The organism is Algoriphagus sp. TR-M9 (assembly GCF_027594545.1).
Taxonomy (GTDB): domain Bacteria; phylum Bacteroidota; class Bacteroidia; order Cytophagales; family Cyclobacteriaceae; genus Algoriphagus; species Algoriphagus halophytocola.
In genome coordinates this window covers 2,381,977-2,397,985 of sequence record NZ_CP115160.1, presented here as the reverse complement: position 1 = coordinate 2,397,985, position 16,009 = coordinate 2,381,977, and the positions used below count along the sequence as shown (strand labels likewise).

The window sequence follows — 16,009 nt, the reverse complement described above, 5'->3', positions numbered from 1 at the left end:
TTTTTTCCAATACGCTTAATTTAGCTTGTAGAGGAAAATTTTGCCCATTTATGACCCAACCAAAAGTACTGGGCTATCTGATAGCTCTTGTTTTCTTGAATCTTGGCTTTTCAAGTTTTGCCCAAAACCTAACTTCATCTCAAATCTATCACCAGCTGTTAAGGCTTAAAGAAACCAAAAGGGTGCTTTACGTGGCGGCTCATCCCGATGATGAAAATACCAGACTCATAGCTACGCTAGTTAATGGCGAGCATGCAGAAGTAGGCTATTTGAGTCTTACCCGAGGGGATGGAGGTCAGAATCTTTTGGGAAAACAACTTGGAATAGAACTGGGACAAATCAGAACCCAGGAGCTTTTGAAGGCCAGAGAAACTGATGGAGGAAGACAGTTTTTCACCAGAGCAATGGACTTTGGGTATTCCAAAAACCCAGACGAAACTCTGCAAAACTGGGATAAGCAAAAAGTATTGGCAGATGTGGTCTGGACAGTAAGAAAGTTTCGACCGGATATCATGATCACTCGGTTTAATACTATTCCAGGAGGAAATCATGGGCATCATACTACTTCGGCTATACTTGCTGGAGAAGCATTCGAATTGGCATCAGACCCGACGGCATTTCCTGAGCAACTTCAGTATGTGGAGCCTTGGCAGCCAAAGCGGCTTTTTTGGAATACCTACAATTTCGGTGGCGATTTTGAGCCGGAAGTAGGGGTGAAGTATGCGGTTTTTGAAGTGGGAGAGTTTAATCCCTTGTTAGGTAAAACTTACAGTCAAATAGCAGCAGATAGCCGGACTATGCATAAATCCCAGGGATTTGGGGCTACAGCTTCTATTGGTGAGGCTAAAGATCACTTGGAGTTTTTGGAGGGGGATTCTTTTGAGGAGTCAGCCTTTGAGGGGATTTCTGATAGATGGGGGCAGATTTCAGGGGGTGAGGACATTAAGTCTTTGCTAGACCTTGCGATCAAAGACTTTGATTTTCAAAATCCAGTTTCAAATTTGGATCAACTGCTGAAAATCAGGCAAGCGCTTTTAAATCTGGACTCCAAGCCTAGGTGGGTGCTGGAAAAAACGGAGCATTTGGAGGCTTTGATTTTTGCTGTGCTGGGATTGGATATGGAATTGACTACAAATACTGAGTTGGGATATCCTGGTAGTGAAGTCAAAGCCAATTTGGTGTTTAACAATCCTTCCGATGTGCTGATTTCGGATATTTCCCTGGATATGCTAAAGTCAAAATATGCGGCAGAAATAAAGTCAACCCTACATAATAAACCTATTAGTATTCCAGTAGTTTTTCAGTTGACTGAGGATGCTCCCTTATCTCAGCCTTATTGGCTAGAGCAGCCTGTGAAGAATGCGATATACGATGTGCGGGATCAGAAAATGATAGGTAAACCCTTTCAGGAGATGAAAGTAGGGGGCAAGTTGAGCTTTACCCTGAAAGGGCAATCCTTCACGCGCGCTATTCCATTGATGTACAAATTCAATGACCAGGTGGACGGAGAAGTGCAGCAGCCTTTTACCATTGTGCCAAAAATAGATCTGGAGGTTTCTGATGAGAACGTCTTTATTTTGCCTGGGAAAAGCCCTTTGGTGACTATCTCTGTAAACTTTCGGGACAAAGTAGAAGCAGGGCGATTGACTTTTGAAAATTTAATGGAAACCGAATATGAAATTTTGGGCGAAACGCAGCTTCCCGGAAGGAAGATTTTTAGCGTCTCCTTTCAGTTAGAACAAAATCAGAAGAAGGAAATTACTGCAAATTACATCACAGACGATGGCGAGAAATATGATCAGATCGTTCATAGAATCTCTTATCAGCACATTCCTAATTTGACCTATTTTTCACCAGCTTCTATTAACCTGATCCAGGAAGACTGGAAGATTTCTGGTGACCAGATCGGTTATATCATGGGGGCTGGAGATGATGTGCCATCAGTGCTGCAGTCTTTGGGCTACCCAGTGATACAATTGGGAGAAAGTGATTTTAGTCTGGAAAACCTACGTCAATACCCTACTATCGTAGTAGGTATCCGCGCATATAATACCAATAAAGCCTTGGCAGACAACCACGAAGTACTAATGGAATACGTCAAGCAGGGTGGTAATCTGGTGGTACAGTACAACGTCAGCAGACCGCTACTTAGCAATGAACTGGGGCCGTACCGCTTTGATATCAGTAGAGATAGGGTGACTGTGGAAGGTTCACCTTTTTCAGCTGATTTTGATCATCCGGTTTTGGCTGGGCCAAATCAAATTGAAAAGGAGGACTTTGAAGGATGGATTCAGGAGCGAGGCTTATATTTTGTCACCAATCAAGCACCGGAATACTCCAGCCCTTTGAGCTTTCAGGATCCGGGTGAAGATCCTACACATGGCTCCCTGATTTTTGCTGAGTATGGTGAAGGAACCTTTACCTATACGGGCATTTCCTTTTTCAGAGAGTTGCCAGCTGGAGTCCCTGGAGCTATTAAATTATTCATTAATCTGATCGAGCAATAATTGTGGAAGAGAAACCTATACGTTGGAAAAACCTTTATGCAGGTTTATTGGCCTCACTCGTCCTGGTCATCTTATTGATGTATTGGCTTAAAGATGCATACGCATGAGTGGATTAGACTGGGTCGTACTATTCGGTACCCTTGGGCTGATTACGTCCTATGGGGTTTATAAAACTTACGGAAAAAACAGCCTGGATTCCTATTTGAGAGGAAAAAACTCCATGAACTGGTGGACCATTGGCCTGTCCATCATGGCTACTCAAGCTTCAGCAATTACCTTTCTGAGTACTCCTGGGCAAGCTTATGAAGACGGGATGCGTTTTCTCCAGTTTTACCTGGGGCTTCCACTAGCGATGATTATCATTTCGGTGACCTTTATCCCTATTTATTATAAGCTGAAGGTTTACACAGCCTATGAGTTTTTGGAAAACAGGTTTGATCTCAAAACCCGTACTCTAGCGGCTCTCTTATTTATCATCCAAAGAGGCCTGGCAGCAGGTATTACCATTTATGCTCCAGCTATTATCTTATCTACCCTATTGGGGTGGAATCTCACTTTTACCAATGTACTGATAGGTTCTATTGTGATCCTTTATACCGTTTCTGGGGGAACAGAGGCAGTATCAATTACCCAAAAGCAGCAAATGGCTGTGATGATGGGGGGAATGATCTTGGCCGGAATTATTGTGATTCAGATGCTTCCGATTTCTTTTCAGGAGGCCATGCATGTAGCCGGAAAAATGGAAAAACTCAATCTGGTCAATTTCGAATTTGATATTTCTGACCGATACAACGTATGGTCTGGAATGACCGCTGCCGTTTTTCTCTTTCTATCCTACTTTGGTACAGACCAAAGTCAGGTTCAGCGATACCTGTCTGGTCAGACTCTATCCCAGAGCCGTATGGGGTTGATTATGAACGGGTTTTTAAAAATCCCCATGCAGTTCATCATCTTGTTTATCGGGGTGATGGTATTTGTTTTTTATCAGTTTTTTATGCCTCCGGTGGTTTTCAATAAGGTACAGACAGATAAGCTGAGAGCTAGTGAATATGCTGGGCAGTTTGAGGTTTTGGAAGAGAAGTATGCACTGAATTTTGAGGAAAGTAAAGCTTCCTATCTGGAGATGCTTGATGCGATTAATGCGGACAATGAACCCAAGACAAGGGAACTTCAGGCGGATTTGAAAAGCCTAAAAAAAGAGCAGGGAGCAATACGAGAAGAGGTGAAGGAATTGATTGTCACAAACGACCCCGTGGCAGAGACTAGAGATACCGACTATGTATTTATGCGATTTGTGATGGATAATTTACCTAAGGGTATAATAGGGTTGCTTTTCGCGGTGATCTTTTCAGCAGCCATGTCATCTACAGCATCTGAGTTGAATGCACTGGGATCCACAACTACAGTGGATCTGTACAAGCGCTCCGTGAAGAGAAATGCCAAAGACAGGCACTACCTCTATTCTTCTAAGTTGTTTACTGCATTTTGGGGGATAGGAGCTATCTTATTTGCGACTTATGCTTCCTTGTTTGAAAATTTGATCCAAGCGGTAAATCTCTTAGGTTCTTTGTTTTACGGGACTATTTTGGGCGTTTTTTTGGTGGCGTTTTTTATGAAGTGGGTAAAGGGAAATGCGGTATTTATAGCAGCTCTTCTTTCTCAGGCTTTGATTTTATTTGTCCATTTCAATAATGGGAATGTTTCGGATGGTAATCTATGGAACATAGGTTTCCTATGGTACAATCCTCTTGGTTGCATAGCTGTGATGTTCTTTTCTGCCATACTGCAGCTGTTTATTCCAAGTAAAAAGTAATAGGAATATGCGGGGGGCTTGCCCGTAGCTGAATTTCCTTTGTTTCAGAGGAAGGCCGGAGCCGGAAGACGGAAGACTGATGGAGACGGAAGACAACTTATGTTGAGCAAATCCTATTTTGCTAAAAGCTCATTTCTGGTGAAAAAACGAAGAATCACAGGACAAATTAAAAACGGCCAAGATCTATTCGATTTTCTTGGCCGTTTTTTTAGAGAAGAACTGATATTAGCGTAGGGACTGGATCAGTCGCTCATTGAGGCGTACGTAGTCAGGATTTCCAGCCTCTTCAGCCAGTTCCATTCCGTCTTCAGCTGTCTCTACAGCTTCTGTTTTCATGCCTAAAGCTGCTTCTATTTTCGCTTTGAGGTGTACTGTCCAGTACTGAGGATCCTCGTCTACGGATTGACTGATCCAGTTGTATGCTTTGTTTAGGTCTTTGTCATTGCTGTAGTAATAGTTTGCAGCCGCATAGAGCTGTCCTGCTTCTGGATCAGGATTTTCGATCACATATTCCTGTATTTGCGCCATAACTATGGGATCCACTTCCGTTTCTATACGGAAGGCTACCCGGGTTTTTTCCCATTCGAGCGAGATATCAGAGCCTGAATCACTGATGTTTTCAAACCTGATTTCGAAAGTTTCCTGATTGTTTTTCAGTTTTTGCGGTTCCGCAGTAAATCTCAGTACATCATCTGAGGGATCATAGCCGATTGCCCCCCAGAGTTCTGTATTTGTAGTCAAAATCAAGGTCCAGGAAGTTTTCTCAGGTATGGAATAGAGGGCGTACTTACCTGCCGGTACAGTATTGCCGTCAATGCTCACATCTGTAGTGAAGGTCAGCGTGGTAGCTCCATTGGCTCCGGTTCTCCAGATATTTCCAAAAGGAACCAGCTCTCCAAAAATCTTTCTGTCCTTAGTGCTAGGTCTACTATAATCCACGGTCACATCTGTCAGTCCTACCTTTTGGGTGATTCTAGCCGATGGTGAAGCCTGTGGCATTTGGATTTGCTGAGCCGTACTGAAACTAAAGCTGAGCAAAAGAAGCATACAAAGTGTTATTAGTTGTTTCATTGCGTTTGAATATCTAATTTGGTAAAGAATAAAAACATGATTCAGCGCGGGCGCTACTTAATTTCCATGTCGCAATTTGCTGCATTTCAAATCAAAAATAATAGCAGGCGTGCTTAATTCTACTGAAATTAACAGGTTTCTGATTTTTATTCAATTTTTAACTACAACTAACCAACAACCATGAGTTTAGCTATCATTTCCCCTGGTAAAAATCCAGACGTTTGGATTGAAGAATTCAAATCTTTGGCTCCAGATTTATCAATCGAAGTTTATCCGGAAATCACCGAGCCAGAGCAGGTGGAGTACGCATTTCTATGGCAGCACCCGGAAGGAATACTTTCAGACTTTCCCAACCTGAAAATGATCAGTAGCATGGGGGCAGGCGTAGATCATATTTTGCGTGATAAGACCATCCCCGAGTCTATTCCTATTGTGAGAATAGTAGATGAAAAGCTGACCTGGTCCATGACTAATTATGTGGTGATGGCTGTTCTGAACTTCCATAGGCAAACTCCTAGATATCAGATCAACCAGACCAGGAAGGTTTGGGATATGAGTGCCCCAGAACTGGATGTGACCATAGGTGTGATGGGAGTGGGGGCGCTAGGAAAAGATGTGTTGGAGAAATTGGACTTTATGGGTTTTCCAGTGGCCGGTTTTGGTTTTTCTGAGAAAAAAGATTTTCCCTTCCCTTATTATTCCAAAGACCAACTTGGAGACTTTCTGAAGAAAGTAAATGTATTGGTTTGTTTGCTCCCGCTCACTCCAGAAACGGAGAATATTCTAAACAAGGATCTTTTTGCCCAGTGCAATCCGAATACTTACCTTATCAATGTGGCCAGAGGAAAGCATCTGGTAGATGATGACCTGTTAGAAGCTATAGAAAACGGCCAAATATCCGGTGCCGCTCTGGATGTGTATCGAGAGGAACCTCTGCCTGAGCGCCATCCTTTCTGGGAAAACTGGAAGATTGCTATGACTCCTCATATAGCCAGTGTCACCAATCCTCAGGCAGCAGCACCTCAGGTGATTGAAAATATAAATCGCCTGGAATCCAACAGAGAGCTGAAGAATGTCGTTAATCGTTCCAGAGGTTATTGAGCTATGCCATGCAGGATACTTTTACCATATTATGCCCCACAGACTTTTCAGAGTGCTCTTTGAATGCTATTGAATTTGCGACTCGATTGGGAGAAAAATACAATGCTGAGTTGATCCTTTTTCATGTGCTAAACCGGGAGGATTATGAAAAACTTTCCCCTAATGATACTACTGGTAAAAATCAGTTGGAGTTTGTCACAGAAAAACTGAGTAATCTGAAAAAAGCAGTTTCCAAGGAAGCTCTGGATAAAGGCTTAAAAAGCTGCCTGATATCCATCAAACAGGGAAATGTGGTCAAGGAGACGCTTAATTATGCCGCTGAAATCAGTGCAGATTTGATCATAGTAGGGACAGAGGGCGTCAATGATTTCAGAGAAAACATCATAGGGTCCAGAGCCAGCAATATCGTAGAAAAGTCTGCTCAAGATGTCCTGGTGGTGCCCAGAAAAGTTTATTTCAAGTCGCCCAGAAAGCTGGTGTATGCTTCAGATTACATGGAAGAGGATAAACTGGCCATTCAGAAAGTGGTGGAAGTCGCACGCTTTTTCGATTCTGAAATTGACGTCATACATGCCAGTTCCACGCACAAGGCTCTGGATAAATCCCTGCATATGACCATGGTGGACGAGATTAAGCCGTTTATAAAGTACGAAAAAGTGAATTTTGTACTAAAATCTTTTCGGGACGACTTAGCGTTAGGTTTAGAGAATTACCTGCAGACGGCAAAGGGAGATATTTTAGTGACACTCAGCGAGAAAAAATCATTCTTTGATCAGATTTTCTCGAAAAACTTATCTAAAAAAATGGCTTATTTCATCAATAAGCCACTTTGGGTAATCAAGTCTTTCTAAAGTTTTTAATTAACCTGCTTTGCCTGAGTTTTTTCCAGCAACCAAGCTTTTCAGGTATAAAGCAAATTCCTTTCGCGTCTTGGCGTCTGTGAAAACAGACTTTAAGGTGGAAAAAAAGTGATTTAAAGTCATCTCCTTTTGTTCTGTCTCAACTTCCAGGTTGGCGTTTTCATTTACCTCAGGAGTCTTGGGAGCTTTTCCATCGGCTGATTCAGCGGGCTGGCTGCTGGGTTTGTACCCTACCAGATCATCAGCTTTTTCAAAGCTTTTCTTTGAGGCTTGCTTGTATCCGAGTTTTTCTTCTACCAATCCCTTATTGTTATGTGAGACCGCATCTTCAGGATCTAGAGCTATGGCTTTTTCGTAGTCCTCAATAGCCCCTTTCAGGTCACCAATTCTATCCTTCAGAAATGCCCGGCTGCTGTATCTGTAAGGATTTTTTGGGTCAAGGTTGGCAGCTCTATCCAGTTCTGCCAGCGCCTCTTCATTTCTTTTAAGCAGGTGAAGCACTACTGCCCTGTCAGATATGTAATCCGTGTTATAGGGCTCCAAGGCGAGGATCAGGTCAAATTCCGCCAGTGCCATTTCTGTTTTCCCCATTCGGGAAAGTATCCTTCCACGGTTTAGGTGCAAAGGAGCCTGACCTGGGTTGTTTTTGATCAACTCATCAAAAATGGCCAACGCCTCTTGAAATTTACCTGTTTTATATAAGTCTATACCTTTTTCGAAGCTCATATCCTTGTTTGATTGTTTGCTATGCTGTTTTTCTAAGTTGATTTTAGTTTAGGTAAACGCATGGCAGGTTGAAATTACACTCAAGCCTATTTTTATTGAAATCCCGGAGGAATTCCTAGCCTGACTAGTAAGAATACAAAGGTAAGGCCTGAATAGTTTAACAAATAATCTTTCGGCGGTTTTTGGGGGCAAAAGGAAAGTGCTATTATCTTTAAGACTTGAGAATTCTGCGAATTTATGCCCCAAACGCCACAAACTGTACTTAAGGATCTGAAAGCGAAAAAGTTTGCGCCCATTTACTTCTTAGATGGAGAGGAACCTTTCTTCATTGACCAGATTACGGATTATATAGAGAAGAATGCCATCCCTGAGCATGAGCGGGGATTCAATCAAGTGGTGCTATATGGAAAAGATGCCAATGTGGGTCTGATCCTGAACAATGCCCGCAAATTCCCCATGATGGCGGAGCGGCAGGTGGTGATCGTGAAGGAGGCCCAAAGCCTGGCAGACCTCAGCAAAGATGAATCTCAGCAGCTTCTGATTAGCTATCTGGAAAATCCACTGCCTAGTACCATTTTGGTTTTTGCGCATAAATACAAAAAGCTGGACGGCAGGATGGCTCTGGGAAAGGTGCTGGATAAAAAAGCCGTCTATGTAAGATCTGATAAGGTCAAAGATTTTAAACTGATTGAGTGGGTAGAAGGCTATATTAAGGATACCGGGCATACTATTGATAGGCAGTCAGCCCAGCTTCTAGCTGATTCTATAGGAAATAACCTGGAAGTACTGACCAATGAGATCGGTAAAATGCTGATCAATTTTCAGGAACCTACAAAAATCACCAGTGTGCATATTTCGAAATATGTGGGGATTCACAAGGATTACAATAATTTCGAATTCATGAAAGCCATAGGTTTCAAAGACGTGATGAAGGCGAATAAAATCATAAATTATTTCATCCAGAATCCCAAAGCCCATCCGGTGATTCCCATGTTTTCCTTGATGTATAATTATTTCACCAAAATAGCCTTGATCCATCAGGCACAACGAAATAATAGTTCGGAAGGGCAGTTGGCAAGTATTCTGAAGCTTCCTCCTTTTGTGGTAAAAGAATATGTGGCGGCATCTAGAAACTACAAATTGGGCAAGGTAATTGAGGTGTTTGGATACATCAAAGAGGCTGATCTTCGTTTTAAAGGAGTTGACTCCGGAAGTTTAAGCGAAGCAGAAAACCTCCGCGAGCTTGTTTACAAGATTATGCACTGATTACCTAAGCCAACTTATGAAATATCACCTGGTGCTCCTGGCGAGCCTTGGGCTAAGTTTTGAAGCCTTTTCCCAGTCCAGCCTCTATCAGACTAGTCCGCAACAAACACTAGATCACAATCTGGGACTTTTTGATAAGCAGCTTTTCACGGCCAGCATCTATGATAATACCAGACTGCTGGATCAAAGACTGAGCAATACGCAAAGTAAATCAGCCGAACTTAACCGTGCGATGGCTGCTTTGCAAATAGAAAGTCCAGATGGTCCGGGACTGATGAAAAGCTACATTTATGATCATGGAAACGACCCTTCAGTCACTACTGCAGGACTTTACCTAGGGGACCATTTTTTCTATAAAAGAAACTTCAGTGAGGCTATAGAAGCGTACGCTTTGGTCAAGACCGATCAGCTAGCTGAGCCCAGCCGGGCAGACGTTTTCTTTAAGCAGGGGTATTCCTATTTTCAGATGAATGATTACGCCAGTGCTGCTCCTTATTTCGATCAGGGCAAAGCACTGAATCAGCCCGCAAGTTTTGACTCTTATTACTACAGCGGGTTTATAGCTATGGAAAACGGCAACACGGCCAAAGCCATTGCCGATCTGCAAACTGCCTCCCAATCGCCTTATTATGCAAACAAGGTCCCTTACCTTTTGGCTGCCTTATATTACAGACAGGGAAGTTACGATCAGCTGATCAGCTATGCGGAGCCCAAACTTACCAATGGACAAAACCTAGAGAAAAAAGAGCTGATTTATCTGTATTTGGCAGAAGCTTACTATGCCAAAAAGAACTTTGCGAAAGCTGCTGAAAATTATGACGCTTTCATCAACTCCAGAAAAGGTGAACTAGGTAGAGAGGAGATTTATAAAGCAGGGATCTCCCAATTTGAAATCAAAAACTACCAGAGAGCTACGGATTACCTGAAAGTTTCTGCCTCCGCCACTGACGAGATAGGGCAGGCTTCCAGCTATTACCTGGGGCATGCATACCTGAATCTGGAAAATTATCAATTTGCCTCTACCAGCTTTCAGTCGGCCTCCAAATCTGATTTCAATCAGGAAATTAAAGAAGAAGCGATTTTCAACTATGCTAAAGTGAATTTGCAAAAGGGAAGTTTCCAGTCTGCGATATCGGCTTTGGATGAGTACATAGAAAACTATCCAAACGGAAAATATAAAGCAGACGCGGAGTCTTTACTTTCTGAAGCGCTGGTCAACACCAGTGATTACCTAAGGGCCATTGAACAAATGGACAGAATTACCACTAAATCTCCTAGAATTCAGGAAGCATACCAGAAGGTTTCATTTTATCAAGCCATGGTTTATTACCGGGATCAAAAATGGAATCCGGCAATTGCATATTTGGATAAATCATTGAAATTCCCTGTAGATAATAACCTGGTTTTGGATGCTCATTTTTATAAAGGCGAGGTTAATTCTGCTGCAAATAAGCTTCCTGAGGCTATAGCAGCTTATCAGACGGTTTTGAGGCAAAGACCATCCGGAAACAATGGCACTGTGAACAGTACCTATTATGGATTAGGTTATGCCTACTTTAATACCCAGCAATACGCCAATGCCGAAGAGCAGTTCAGACGCTTCACCGAAAACAGACAGATCATAGCCAATAAGCAGCAATATGACGATGCGTTGTTAAGATTGGGGGATTGCTATTACGTGCAAAAGCAATTTGCGCAGGCAGCATCCATATTCCAGCGGGCCATTAATGAAGGCAACGCTGGGGTGGATTATGCATTTTACCGATTGGCGGTGGTTCAGAATTTCCAAACTAGAAATCAGGAGGCTTTAGGACAATTGGACGCTTTGATATCCAGGTATCCGAATAGCCTTTATATAGAAGATGCGCTTTACCAAAGAGGCCAGATCTATATGGAAGAGACCAGTTATCAGGCTGCTTCCATCAGTTATTCAGATCTGATCAATAGCAAGCCCAACAGTCCATTTGTCCCTTACGCTCTGGAAGGCCGGGCTGTAGCCAATTTTTCCCTGCAAAATTACGAGCAGACCATCTCTGATTATAAAACCATTCTAGACCAATATCCCAATGCTCAAAATGCAGAAACTGCCCTGAAGGGACTTCAGGAGACGCTTTCTCTGCAAGGAAGGTCAGCTGAGTTTAGCGATTACCTGGCCAGGTATAAAGGGTCTAATCCGAGTAGTGGAAGTGTTCAATCTTTGGAGTTTGAGGCTGCCAAAGGGATGTATTTTGATAAGAATTTTGCTCAGGCGACCCGTGGTTTTGAAAATTACCTGAAGAGTTATCCTCAATCCGCCCAGCGAGCAGATGCCTTGTATTTTCTAGGAGATAGTTACTTGCAGTTGGGGGATGAAGAACAGGCGCTGGCTCAATTTAAAGCGCTGGAGAGAGAACCTGCATCTCCACAGAGAATTCGGGCCATGCAGAAAATAGGTGCTATAGAACTGGCAAGAGAGAATTATGCACAGGCGATTCCTTATTTGGAAACATCGGTAGAAAATGCACGCAGTAAACCCGAAGAAGCAGAAGCTGTCAAAGGACTGATGCTGGCTAATTTCGAAACCAGGAATTACCAGCAAGCTATTTCTTATGCGGAACGCATGTCTGGACTGGATGGGGTGATACCCGAATCCTCTCCAATGGCGCTTTTGATCAAAGCCAAATCCCAAAAAGAACTGAATCAGGTAGCTCAGGCAGAACTGACATTGACTGCTTTGGTGGCCGATTATAAAACTGTGCAAGGTGCCGAAGGGCTTTATGTTTTGGCGGATATCACCCAAGAAAGAGGAGATGTCACTGCTTCTAATGAATTGATTTTTGACCAATCCGGAGCCTTTATCAATTATGACTATTGGTATGGGAGAATATTCCTATTGCTCGCAGATAATTATGTGAAAGCAGGAGAGGAGTTTCAGGCTAAAGCTACCCTGGAATCCATCGTGGAGAATTCTACCAATGCTGAAATCAAACAAATGGCTGAATCTAAACTCCAAACCCTTAAGTAATACCATGAAAAAGCTAGCGAAAACTATTCTTTTTACAGGCATCATTGGTTTGAGTTCAGGCGCAGTACTTGCACAAACCCAGCAAAGAGGGGAAATCACTGATCAGGAATTTGTCATCCGTAAAGACCGGGTATTGACGGTACCCGTCCAGCCTAGATTGTATCAAAAACTTCCTACCCTTCCTCAGCCTACGGGTTTACAGGATTTTAGGTATTTGGTATCTCAATATCCGCTAAATCTCAAGCCTATGGAGCTGGAGGCAGAACCTTCGCAAAAGGTTTATACCCCAGATCGATTAGATCTATATCCGGGCTATGTCAGGGCTGGATATGGCAATTTCGAATCTCCGCTGATAGAAGCCCGGTATATGGGGACGGAAGTGGCAGACTTTAACTATGCACTGCAGTTCAACCACCAGAGTTTTGGTAAAGGGCCTGTGTTGGGAGAGGAGTCTAAGGAATCCCATACCGATTTTGGTGGGGATTTAAGTTATTTCGCCGAATTCTTCGAAGTATTTGGCGGCTTGGCTTGGAAGCAGGATAGTTACCAGTTTTATGGAGAAGATCCCAATTCACTTTTGGATGAAAATGATCAGTTTGTGGGTTTTGGGTCCAATGTACAGACAACTATAGAGGCGAAAGCAGGTATCCGGGAATTGGAGAAAGTAGGTCCTTTTTCTTATGAAGGACAATTGAGCTTTAGGAATTTCAAGGATAGCTACATGGCTAGGGAAAATCAACTGGGCGTAGAAGCCAGCGGAACTTTCAGACCAGTGGAAGATTGGAAGGGAAATGTAGCGCTTGCTTATTTTACCACAGATCCGGAGGATGTGACCTATTCACTCAACAGAACTTACTTTGCGGTTCGCCCTTCTGTTTCCTATCAATATGAAGCATTCAACTTTACTGCGGGGCTGAATCTAGTTTCAGAAAATGATTCAATTCAGGATAAATCAAGCGATTTCCACATCTTTCCAAATTTGAAGGCTTCTTATCAGTTTGCTGAGGAGTTTGGTTTCTACGGGGAGTTCTCAGGAGACGTGCAGCGCAATACTTATTATAGTTTTGTACAGGAAAACCCATATTTAGGACCTAGCGATCAGCTGTTGAACACTATTAACAACTATAAAATCGCGGGTGGGATAGAAGGTCAGTTTCAAGAAAGTGTAAGCTATAGAGCGGGTGTGGATGTGAGTAGGTATAACCAGCTTTATTTCTTTGTAAATAACTATACCAATAATCCACTGACCAGTGATTCGGCGCATTTTAGTCTGGTTTATGATGAAAAGTCCACGGTTTTTAATATAAATGCAAAGGTGGGTTTTCAATTCTCGGACATATATACAATGACTAGTAGACTGGATTTGTATCAGTATGATTTAAGTACTCAGGCAGAGGCCTGGAATAGACCCATTTGGGAGGTGCGAGTGAACAATCAGTTTACTCCAATTCCACGCTTGCTGGTCCAGGCCAATTTGAACTTGATGGGAGGGATAAAAGCCAGAGGATATGATTTGAGTGATACTGTAGGAGATACGGGACCTTTTCAAGTGGTGAAGATGAAAACTCTAGCGGATTTGCAGCTTAAGGCTGATTATGGGATTACAGACCGGTTCTCAGTTTTTGCCGAAGGCAATAATATCTTCAATGCACGCAATGCCAGATGGCTGAACTATCCTGTCCGGGGTATTCAATTGATCGGGGGAGCGGCATTTAAATTCTAAGATGTTGAAATTTGGGTTGGGGTTTAGCTTCAATTCCTTTAGTTTCGTGAGATTCCCGTGAATAGCATGACTGGCAAAGAAAAAGAACTCAAGCAATGGCCTGATCCAAAGGATTTTGGGCTTCCTGTGGTAGAAATTGCACCCTTAAAAACCAAAGCAGCATCTAAAGCTCAAGAAGCATCCAGTTCTGTACCTATAGATGTTAAGCAGGTCAGGAAAAACACTGTAGATGCTATGGCTGCGAAAGCTGCTGCCTCAGAACAACCGAAGTCCCCAGAATTTAAAGTAGAAGAAAAAAAATCCTCCAATTCCTGGATTTGGATCGCAGCTGCTGTAGCAATAGCAACTGTTTTGGTGATAGTCTGGCAAATGAATAAGCCCTCCGAAACCATCGAGTCTACGGAAGTCTTAACTGCTTCAGCCGTGGAGCCAGCCGTGGAGCCGGAAAACGAATCCACTTCGGTAAATTCTATTTCAAGTGAAGAAAGCCAAGGTGTTAGTAATCAGGATTCTATATCAAATTCTACAAGTTCTCCAAATGTAGTGGCTGAAACGCCTCAAACTGGTACAACTATTGATCATAACGTGTCTGAATCTTTGGTTCGGATCACTGAAAAGGCCTCTAGACCATATTTCTATATAATAGTAGGCTCCCTGCCAAACGAAGAACTGGCAATCAAGGAAGCTGCACAATATATGGATAGAGCAGAGACCCTTTATTTGATCATGCCATACGAAGATGTACCGCATTATCGTTTGGCAATAGCAGGCTCTATTGGTTTTACAGCCATGAAGGAAGAGCTAGCCCGTGTCAAAGATCAGTACACAGAGGATTTATGGATTTTGAAATACTAATATGATTTTACTTCAAACGCTCTCTACAGATTCACTATCTGCAGCAGACAGCCTGGCGATGGGTGCCTCAGAGGAAAGTATAGGTTTGCTGGATCTTCTGATCAAAGGCGGATACATGATGGTTCCGCTATACCTTTTATTCATTCTGGCTATTTTCATTTTCTTCGAAAGGCTAATCACCCTGAAAAAAGCATCTACCAATTCAGCGCCATTAATGGATCAGGTGAAGGTTTTGGTACAAAGCGGCCAAACCGAAAAAGCTAAAATCCTATGTGCAGGCGCCAATACTCCGGTGGCCAATATGATTGCCAAAGGAGTGGAGCGTATAGGTTCTCCGCTGAAAAACATAGAGGTTTCCATAGAGAATGTGGGGAAAATCGAAATTTACAAACTGGAAAAGAACTTGAATTTGCTTGCGACTGTTTCAGGTGCAGCTCCTATGATAGGGTTCCTGGGAACAGTAGCGGGGATGATTCAAGCTTTCATTGCCATAGCGCAGGAAGAGGGTATGGTCTCGCCAAAGTTACTTTCTGAAGGAATCTACGAAGCCATGATTACCACAGCTGCAGGCTTGGTGGTGGGTATTGTAGCTTACCTAGGTTACAATTACCTGGTATCTCAGGTGTCCAAATTGGTGCACAATATGGAGTATTCATCCATAGAATTTATTGATTTGCTACAAGACAAATAAGCATGGGACTTCAGGCAAAAAACACAGTAAATCCTTCTTTTAGCATGTCTTCCATGACAGATATAATCTTTCTGTTGTTGATATTCTTCATGCTGACATCCTCTTTCATTACTCCATCGGGCTTGCCGGTTAACCTGCCGTCTAGCGAGACTTCGGATATTGTAATGCAGGAGGTGACTGTCACAGTGACCAAGGATTTCAAGTATTCGGTGAATGACCGCATTGTACCTAGGGATCAGATCAAATCAGAATTGACTTCTCTGCTGAAGGATAAAAAAGGTCAGGTTGTTTTGCACATTGATAAGGAAGTTCCCGTTGAATACCTAGTAGAGATAGGTGGCATTGCAGCCGGTTTGGAAGCAAATGTTTCCATCGCGACAAAACCATTTTAA

General features: G+C 42.8%; 12 protein-coding genes. 10 read left to right on the top strand and 2 right to left on the bottom strand.

Annotated elements, in window-relative coordinates; genetic code table 11:
* Positions 1-50 precede the first annotated feature (50 nt).
* Complete coding sequence (locus tag PBT90_RS10355) at positions 51-2,507, top strand: PIG-L family deacetylase (RefSeq protein ID WP_270133102.1); 2,457 nt, start codon at positions 51-53, stop codon at positions 2,505-2,507.
* A 103-nt stretch (positions 2,508-2,610) separates the two neighbouring features.
* The gene (locus PBT90_RS10350; RefSeq protein WP_264810423.1) at positions 2,611-4,320 is read left to right on the top strand and encodes a sodium:solute symporter; all 1,710 of its coding nucleotides are present in this window, start codon (positions 2,611-2,613) and stop codon (positions 4,318-4,320) included.
* A gap of 225 nt (positions 4,321-4,545) precedes the next feature.
* On the opposite strand, the gene PBT90_RS10345 is transcribed toward PBT90_RS10350, so the two are convergent.
* A complete protein-coding gene (locus PBT90_RS10345; protein ID WP_270133099.1) occupies positions 4,546-5,391 on the bottom strand; it encodes a DUF2911 domain-containing protein in 846 nt (281 codons plus the stop codon).
* A gap of 180 nt (positions 5,392-5,571) precedes the next feature.
* Between PBT90_RS10345 and PBT90_RS10340 the strand changes: the two genes are divergently transcribed.
* Positions 5,572-6,492: a 2-hydroxyacid dehydrogenase gene (locus PBT90_RS10340; protein WP_264810420.1), complete on the top strand. Its 921-nt coding sequence runs from the start codon at positions 5,572-5,574 to the stop codon at positions 6,490-6,492.
* 8 nt (positions 6,493-6,500) lie between these two features.
* Positions 6,501-7,343: a universal stress protein gene (locus PBT90_RS10335; protein WP_264810419.1), complete on the top strand. Its 843-nt coding sequence runs from the start codon at positions 6,501-6,503 to the stop codon at positions 7,341-7,343.
* Positions 7,344-7,352: 9 nt separating this feature from the next.
* Here PBT90_RS10335 and PBT90_RS10330 read toward each other — a convergent pair whose 3' ends face one another.
* Positions 7,353-8,078: a tetratricopeptide repeat protein gene (locus PBT90_RS10330; protein WP_264810418.1), complete on the bottom strand. Its 726-nt coding sequence runs from the start codon at positions 8,076-8,078 to the stop codon at positions 7,353-7,355.
* Positions 8,079-8,315: 237 nt separating this feature from the next.
* Between PBT90_RS10330 and holA the strand changes: the two genes are divergently transcribed.
* The 6 genes from holA to PBT90_RS10300 all read left to right on the top strand — a co-directional run bounded on the left by holA (position 8,316) and on the right by PBT90_RS10300 (position 16,009).
* Positions 8,316-9,344 carry a DNA polymerase III subunit delta gene (holA, locus tag PBT90_RS10325; protein WP_270133096.1) on the top strand — a complete coding sequence of 343 codons (1,029 nt, stop codon included), beginning with the start codon at positions 8,316-8,318 and terminating at the stop codon, positions 9,342-9,344.
* A gap of 16 nt (positions 9,345-9,360) precedes the next feature.
* The gene (locus PBT90_RS10320) at positions 9,361-12,348 is read left to right on the top strand and encodes a tetratricopeptide repeat protein (RefSeq protein WP_270133094.1); all 2,988 of its coding nucleotides are present in this window, start codon (positions 9,361-9,363) and stop codon (positions 12,346-12,348) included.
* A 4-nt stretch (positions 12,349-12,352) separates the two neighbouring features.
* Positions 12,353-14,071, top strand: coding sequence for a TonB-dependent receptor (locus PBT90_RS10315; protein ID WP_270133091.1), 1,719 nt, complete (start codon positions 12,353-12,355; stop codon positions 14,069-14,071).
* 66 nt (positions 14,072-14,137) lie between these two features.
* Complete coding sequence (locus tag PBT90_RS10310; protein WP_264810411.1) at positions 14,138-14,926, top strand: hypothetical protein; 789 nt, start codon at positions 14,138-14,140, stop codon at positions 14,924-14,926.
* Position 14,927: 1 nt separating this feature from the next.
* Positions 14,928-15,617: a MotA/TolQ/ExbB proton channel family protein gene (locus PBT90_RS10305; RefSeq protein WP_264810409.1), complete on the top strand. Its 690-nt coding sequence runs from the start codon at positions 14,928-14,930 to the stop codon at positions 15,615-15,617.
* Between the two features lie 2 nt (positions 15,618-15,619).
* Positions 15,620-16,009, top strand: coding sequence for an ExbD/TolR family protein (locus PBT90_RS10300; RefSeq protein WP_264810408.1), 390 nt, complete (start codon positions 15,620-15,622; stop codon positions 16,007-16,009).

Bases quoted from the DNA above. Each gene is read 5' to 3' on its own strand.
- PBT90_RS10355 (WP_270133102.1), top strand. From the start codon at position 51: ATGACCCAACCAAAAGTACTGGGCTATCTGATAGCTCTTGTTTTCTTG.
- PBT90_RS10350 (WP_264810423.1), top strand. From the start codon at position 2,611: ATGAGTGGATTAGACTGGGTCGTACTATTCGGTACCCTTGGGCTGATT.
- PBT90_RS10345 (WP_270133099.1), bottom strand. From the start codon at position 5,391: ATGAAACAACTAATAACACTTTGTATGCTTCTTTTGCTCAGCTTTAGT.
- PBT90_RS10340 (WP_264810420.1), top strand. From the start codon at position 5,572: ATGAGTTTAGCTATCATTTCCCCTGGTAAAAATCCAGACGTTTGGATT.
- PBT90_RS10335 (WP_264810419.1), top strand. From the start codon at position 6,501: ATGCAGGATACTTTTACCATATTATGCCCCACAGACTTTTCAGAGTGC.
- PBT90_RS10330 (WP_264810418.1), bottom strand. From the start codon at position 8,078: ATGAGCTTCGAAAAAGGTATAGACTTATATAAAACAGGTAAATTTCAA.
- holA (WP_270133096.1), top strand. From the start codon at position 8,316: ATGCCCCAAACGCCACAAACTGTACTTAAGGATCTGAAAGCGAAAAAG.
- PBT90_RS10320 (WP_270133094.1), top strand. From the start codon at position 9,361: ATGAAATATCACCTGGTGCTCCTGGCGAGCCTTGGGCTAAGTTTTGAA.
- PBT90_RS10315 (WP_270133091.1), top strand. From the start codon at position 12,353: ATGAAAAAGCTAGCGAAAACTATTCTTTTTACAGGCATCATTGGTTTG.
- PBT90_RS10310 (WP_264810411.1), top strand. From the start codon at position 14,138: ATGACTGGCAAAGAAAAAGAACTCAAGCAATGGCCTGATCCAAAGGAT.
- PBT90_RS10305 (WP_264810409.1), top strand. From the start codon at position 14,928: ATGATTTTACTTCAAACGCTCTCTACAGATTCACTATCTGCAGCAGAC.
- PBT90_RS10300 (WP_264810408.1), top strand. From the start codon at position 15,620: ATGGGACTTCAGGCAAAAAACACAGTAAATCCTTCTTTTAGCATGTCT.